General features: G+C 62.4%; 8 protein-coding genes. 2 read left to right on the top strand and 6 right to left on the bottom strand.

The genetic code is table 11. The annotated features are described in order from the left end of the window. Positions 1-25: 25 nt before the first annotated feature. The 6 genes from OC610_RS19910 to OC610_RS19935 all read right to left on the bottom strand — a co-directional run bounded on the left by OC610_RS19910 (position 26) and on the right by OC610_RS19935 (position 4,269). Positions 26-1,366: a sensor histidine kinase gene (locus OC610_RS19910; protein ID WP_264430102.1), complete on the bottom strand. Its 1,341-nt coding sequence runs from the start codon at positions 1,364-1,366 to the stop codon at positions 26-28. A 68-nt stretch (positions 1,367-1,434) separates the two neighbouring features. Further along, entirely contained in the window at positions 1,435-1,872 is a 438-nt protein-coding gene (locus tag OC610_RS19915; protein ID WP_264430104.1) for a Spy/CpxP family protein refolding chaperone, read from the bottom strand. 288 nt (positions 1,873-2,160) lie between these two features. Next, on the bottom strand, positions 2,161-2,838 hold the full coding sequence (locus OC610_RS19920; RefSeq protein WP_181288582.1) for a response regulator transcription factor: 678 nt from the start codon (positions 2,836-2,838) through the stop codon (positions 2,161-2,163). A gap of 7 nt (positions 2,839-2,845) precedes the next feature. Continuing rightward, the gene (locus OC610_RS19925) at positions 2,846-3,256 is read right to left on the bottom strand and encodes a translation initiation factor 2 (RefSeq protein ID WP_264430106.1); all 411 of its coding nucleotides are present in this window, start codon (positions 3,254-3,256) and stop codon (positions 2,846-2,848) included. A 115-nt stretch (positions 3,257-3,371) separates the two neighbouring features. Next, positions 3,372-3,671, bottom strand: a complete 300-nt coding sequence (locus tag OC610_RS19930; protein WP_264430108.1) for a YciI family protein — start codon at positions 3,669-3,671, stop codon at positions 3,372-3,374. A gap of 1 nt (position 3,672) precedes the next feature. Further along, positions 3,673-4,269, bottom strand: coding sequence for a septation protein A (locus OC610_RS19935; RefSeq protein ID WP_264430111.1), 597 nt, complete (start codon positions 4,267-4,269; stop codon positions 3,673-3,675). Between the two features lie 87 nt (positions 4,270-4,356). Between OC610_RS19935 and OC610_RS19940 the strand changes: the two genes are divergently transcribed. Then, positions 4,357-5,220, top strand: a complete 864-nt coding sequence (locus OC610_RS19940; protein WP_264430113.1) for a PHP domain-containing protein — start codon at positions 4,357-4,359, stop codon at positions 5,218-5,220. 13 nt (positions 5,221-5,233) lie between these two features. After that, a partial coding sequence (locus OC610_RS19945; protein WP_264430117.1) for an L-threonylcarbamoyladenylate synthase occupies positions 5,234-5,778 on the top strand: 545 nt, incomplete at its 3' end.

Consider the following 5,778-nt stretch of genomic DNA (forward strand, 5'->3'; position numbering starts at 1 on the left):
CCTTCGGCAGCTCCAATGCGGTGTGTTACGGCTGGACTACCGCCCCCGGCACCAACGGCAATTCCAATGTCGCGATGAACCCGCCCTCGGGATGGTTGGCCAATACCAACGCTCCGCCGTGGCGTTCGGCTGCGCGCCGGGCGATCGCCAGGCCCAGGCCGTGGCCGGCGGTGGTCTGGCCGGGCGCGCGATAGAACGGTTCGCCCAGTTGGCCCAGATGCTCGGCCTCGACGCCTGGTCCGTGATCGCGCACGCTGACCAGGATTCGCTCCCCCTGGCGCACCGCGCGCATTTCGACGGGCTGCCCGTCCGGACTGAAGCGCTGGGCGTTGCGCAACAAATTGTCTACCGCACGCTCGATCATGGTCGGCCAGCCCTTGAGGGTCAGGTTCGGCTCCGTTTCCAACTGCACGGTCTGCTCCGGTGAAGCCATCTGGGCGTCTTTTTGCAGGTTGATCAGCAGGCCATTGAGATCGACCTCTTCGGCACTGGCATTGTCGGCATCGACGCGAGCCAGGACCAGGATCTCACTGATCAGCGCTTCCAGGCGATCACACTCGCGCGTCAGGCGCGGCCACAGTTTTTCACGCTCTTCGGGGCTGGCGCGCTCCGCCAGTGCCAGGGCGATGCGCAGCCTGGCCAGGGGCGAGCGCAATTCGTGGGAAACGTCGCGCAGCAGTTGGCGCTGGCTGGCGATCAGGCTTTGCAGGCGCGCGCCCATGCGATTGAAATCCGTGGCCAGCACACCAAATTCGTCTCGGCGGTTGGCCAGCTTGGCGAGGCTGTTCTGCTGATAGGCCGCTTGCCCCAGGTCATGCACCGCGCCGCGCAATCGGCTCAGCGGCCGGGTGATGGACAGGGTCACCAACAGGCTGAACAGGGTCAGCACCACCAGTGCGATCGCCAGCGCGCTAAGGGGCCAGAGCAGGCTTTCGCGATGCCAGGCGTCCAGTTCGGGATGGGGGATACGGTAGATGAACAGGTACGTGTCGCCGGTCTTGGCGCTGGTGAACTCGTCGGTCAGGCGCCGCCAGGGCAAGCGTCGGTCGTCGTTGTTCTGGCGCGCCTCGAACGCGGCGGCACGGTGCGGAAAGGTGCCGCGCACCACCGGGTCGCCACTTTCGTTGAGCACTTGGACGTCGATGTGATACTGGCGCTTGCGCTGTTGGAGGATGTCCTGGGCGGCGTCTTCGCCCTGGCTTTCGTAAGTCTGCGTCCACTCTTCGGCCAGGGTATTGAGGCCTGGATGACGGCTGAGGATCCAGGCGTCCTGGTTCAGCATGTGGCCCATCAGGATCGAAAGTCCCGCCACCAGAGCGATGGCCAGCCAGAAACTGGCCAGGACGCGCCAGAACAATGAACGCACGGATTTATCCTCGAAAACAAAGAAAGCCCAACGGCGATGTGCCGTTGGGCTGGTGGTACTTCAGGGCATTATTGCGCTTTTTGCGGCTGTTGCGCTTTCCAGGCCTTGAATTCGGCCCACTCGGCCCGACGTTCGGCCTGCTTCTTCTGGATCGCGTCGAATTCTTTCTGCTGTTCCGGCTTCAACAGTCCACGGATCTGCGCATCGACCTTTTGATGCCGAGCCTCCATGTCGTCCTTCATGGCTTTCTGGTCGGCTGGCGACAGCTTGGCCAGGTATTTGTCCACCAGTTCACGTTGCTCGTGGCGTTGTTCGCCCATGATCCGACGAATCTGCTGGCGTTGCTCGTGGCTCAGGTCCAGTTGGCTGTAGGGACCTCTGTCATGCATCTGGCCACCGTGGCGCGGGCCGTCCATCGGCCCCATTGGGCCGGGACCTTCGGGCATGGCCATGGCCACGGTCGGCAGGGCGGCGGCGAACAGCAGGGCGGTAAGAGTCTTGCGCATGGTGTTTCTCCTTGTCTCGTTCCCGGTCAGTTCCGGATGTGTCCAGATTACGGAGATCAAGGTCAGCGGCGGTCAGGGGTGGGTAAAGCTTGGGTAAAGACGTTTTTGTGCAGACCTGACAAACCTCGGAGTCTGAACGCAATCCCCGTGGCGAGGGAGCTTGCTCCCGCTGGGACGGTCCGACGCCTCGGGCGAAGCGGCCCCAAAGATCTTGCGGTTGCTGCGCAACCGAGCGGGAGCAAGCTCCCTCGCCACAGGGATAGCCATGTCTCTTGGTCCAAGCCGTGTTCAAAGGCTGTAGTAGTAACCGCGGCTACGCAGCGCCACTATCCGTGGACGGCCGTCGGGGTGGGGGCCGATTTTCTTGCGCAGGTTGCTCACGTGCATGTCCAGGCTGCGGTCGTACAAGGTCAGCTTGCGGCCCAGGGCGAGCTGCGCCAGCTCCTGCTTGTCCAGCGGCTCGCCTGGCTGCTTGAGCAACGCTTCGAGCAGGCGGCTTTCGGACACAGTGAGCGTCTGTTCCTGCTCGTCGATACTGACCACGCCACGTACCGGGCTGAAAGTGAGGTCGCCCAGTTCGATCTGGCTGGACACGGCTGTCGGGTGGCTGCGACGCAGCACGGCGCGCAGGCGGGCGGTCAGTTCCCGTGGGTCGCAGGGCTTGGCCAGGTAGTCGTCGGCGCCCAGTTCCAGGCCGAGGATGCGGTCCAGCGGTTCGCCACGGGCCGAGAGCATCAGCACCGGCAACTCCGGGTGATCGTTGCGCAGTTGCTTGAGCAGTTCCAGGCCACTGCCATCGGGCAGCATCACATCCAGCACCACCGCCGCCGGGGCGGTTTCGGCCAGGGCCTTGCGGGCGCTCTGGCCATCGTGGCAAGCGCGGACCTGGAACCCTTCCTGGCTCAACCAACTGACGAGGAGCTCGCACAGCTCCTGGTCATCATCTATCAGTAACAGCTCGCTCATGACTCACTCAATTTAGCCATTGCCGACGTTGTCTACGTCCACCGCTGGCAAAGATACCGCAGAGCAGGGCCAATAGCGCTACCCCAGCGCCCACCACGAACCATTGTTGCTGATCGGTCAGCAGGCGTGGCAGGGGACTGGCCTGGGTTTCCTTGAGCTGCAGTTTCAAGCGCTGGTTTTCCTGGCGCAAACGCCCTACCAGCGCAGTCTCTCGTTCACTATTGGCGTTCTGCAGTTGTTGGGTCAGTTCTTCGCGCATACGCTCGCTGTCTTTCAAGCGTTGCTGCAATTCGGCGATCTGGCCGCCTGCGCTCAGGGATAAGGGCGTCGAATGACCGGTTTCGGAGGTTTCCTCGCCATGGGCGGGAGCCCCGATCGCCAACGTGACCAACAACAGGCACAACGGACCTTTGCGCATTGCAACTCCTGAATTCCAATCGAGATTAAGCAGATTAGACAGGTTGTCGGCAGGCGGACGAGAACAATGAGCCATTGAGCGCAATCAGCCAGGAAGGCTCATTGCGCCGGGGGATTTATGGCAGGACTTGCTTGAACGGCTTGACCTCGACATTGGCATAGACGCCGGCCGCTACGAACGGGTCGGCCTTGGCCCAGGCTTGCGCGGCGGCCAGGGACTCGAACTCGGCCACGATCAGGCTGCCCGTAAAACCGGCAGCGCCCGGGTCGCTGCTGTCCACCGCCGGGTGCGGGCCGGCGAGCACGATGCGGCCTTCGGCCTTGAGCTGTTGCAGGCGCTCCAGGTGCTCGGGGCGGGCGGCCAGGCGTTTTTCCAGGGAGTTGGCGACGTCGGTGGCGATGATTGCGTAGAGCATGTCAGTCCTCGGTTTTTGGCGTGGTGGGGTCGGCATCGTGCAAGTGACGGGACAGGTAGATGCCCTGGCCAATCAGGAACAGCAACGTCATGCCCAGGCTACCGAAGACCTTGAAGTCGACCCAGTACTCCTGGAACGTGAACGCAACGAACAGGTTGGCGGCGCCACAGAACAGGAAAAATGCGATCCAGGCGATGTTCAAGCGGGTCCAAATCACGTCAGGCAGGCTCAGGGCGTGGCCCATGATGCGCTTGATCAGCAGGCGATCGCCGATGAAGTGGCTACCGATGAAGGCCAGGGCGAACAGCCAGTTGACCACCGGGGCCTTCCATTTAAGGAAGGTTTCGCTGTGGAAGGCCAGGGTCAGGCTGCCGAACACGAGGCAGGCGATCAAGGTCAGCCACTGGCTCTTCTCCAGCTTGCGCTGGGAGATGAACAGCGCGCCGTAGACCACCAGGGAGCTGATGATCAGCACTGCGGTGGCGCTATAGATACCGCCTACAGTCAAGGCGTGACCGGCGATGTCGACGGTCCGGGGATCAAGTTTGTAGACGATGAAAAACAGCAGGAGCGGGATGAAATCGATGAATTGTTTCACAGTGGCAGCCAGGAGCAGGATGTGGCGGCATAATAACAAACATCCTTGGCCGCGATAGGGCCAGCTGATTTGAGGTAACAAAGTCCCGTGAATGTTGATTTGCACTGCCATAGCACGGCCTCCGATGGCGCCCTGGCGCCTGCGGTTCTGGTGGCGCGGGCGTTCGAGCACGGCGTGCGAGTCCTGGCCCTGACCGATCACGATACCCTCGAAGGCCTCGACGAGGCCCGCGGCGCCGCGACTGCGCTGGGCATGCAGTTGGTCAACGGGGTCGAGCTGTCCTGTACCTGGGGCGGGGCGACCATTCATGTGCTGGGCTATGGTTTTGATGTGACGGCACCGTCCCTGGTCCAGGCCATTGCCGAGTTGCGCGATGGTCGTTGGCTGCGCTCAGAGGAGATCAGCCGCAAGCTCGCCCTCAAGGGCATGCCCGGTGCGCTGGAAGGCGCGCGGCAGATCCAGCAGGAACTGGGCGACAGCGGCAACGCGCCGGCCCGGCCACATTTTGCCGACTGGATGGTGCGCGAAGGTTTCGTCAAGGATCGCGCCGAAGCCTTCCGCAAATGGTTGGGGGCGGGCAAATTGGGGGACGTCAAGCAACACTGGCCGACCCTGGAGGAAACGGTCGGGACGCTGCGAGCCGCCGGCGCCTGGATCAGCCTGGCGCATCCCTGGCACTATGATTTCACCCGCAGCAAGCGCCGCCGCCTGATAGCCGACTATATTCAAGCAGGGGGCCATGCCATCGAAGTGGTCAATGGCCATCAGCCGGCCGAGCAGGTCGGCAGCCTGGCGATCCTCGCCCGGGAGTTTGGACTGCTGGTGACTGCCGGCAGTGATTTCCATGGCCCGGGGGGCTGGTCCGAGATTGGCGAATACCGCCCGTTGCCGGAAGATCTGCCACCACTATGGTGTAGATTCAAACATGATCCCGTTATCGCCGACGTCTGAACAGGTAGAACACGTGAGTCAATTTTTCCAGATTCATCCGGAAAACCCGCAAGCGCGCCTGATCAAACAGGCCGTGGAAATCATCCGTGGCGGTGGCGTGGTGGTTTATCCCACCGACTCGTCCTACGCCATCGGTTGCCAGATCGGCGACAAGAATGCCGTCGAGCGAGTCAGACGCCTGCGTCAGCTGGATGACAAGCACAACTTCGCGCTCATCTGCAGCGATCTTTCGCAGTTGGGGTTGTTCGCCAAGATCGACACCGGCACTTTCCGCCTGCTCAAGGCCCATCTACCGGGCCCTTATACTTTTATCCTGAATGCCACCCGGGAAGTCCCGCGGCTGTTGTTGCATCCAAAAAAACGCACCATCGGCCTACGCGTGCCGAGCCATCCCATTGCCCTGGCGCTGCTGGCGGAGCTGGGTGAGCCCTTGATGAGCGTGACGCTGATCATGCCCGGCGAGACCGATCCGCTGACCGACCCCTACGAAATCCGGCAAATCCTCGAGCATCAGGTCGACCTGATCATCGACGGCGGTTTCGGCGGCATGAAGGCCTC

Origin of the sequence: Pseudomonas agronomica, from assembly GCF_025917275.1 — a bacterium.
In the GTDB taxonomy this organism is placed as follows: Bacteria; Pseudomonadota; Gammaproteobacteria; order Pseudomonadales; family Pseudomonadaceae; genus Aquipseudomonas; species Aquipseudomonas agronomica.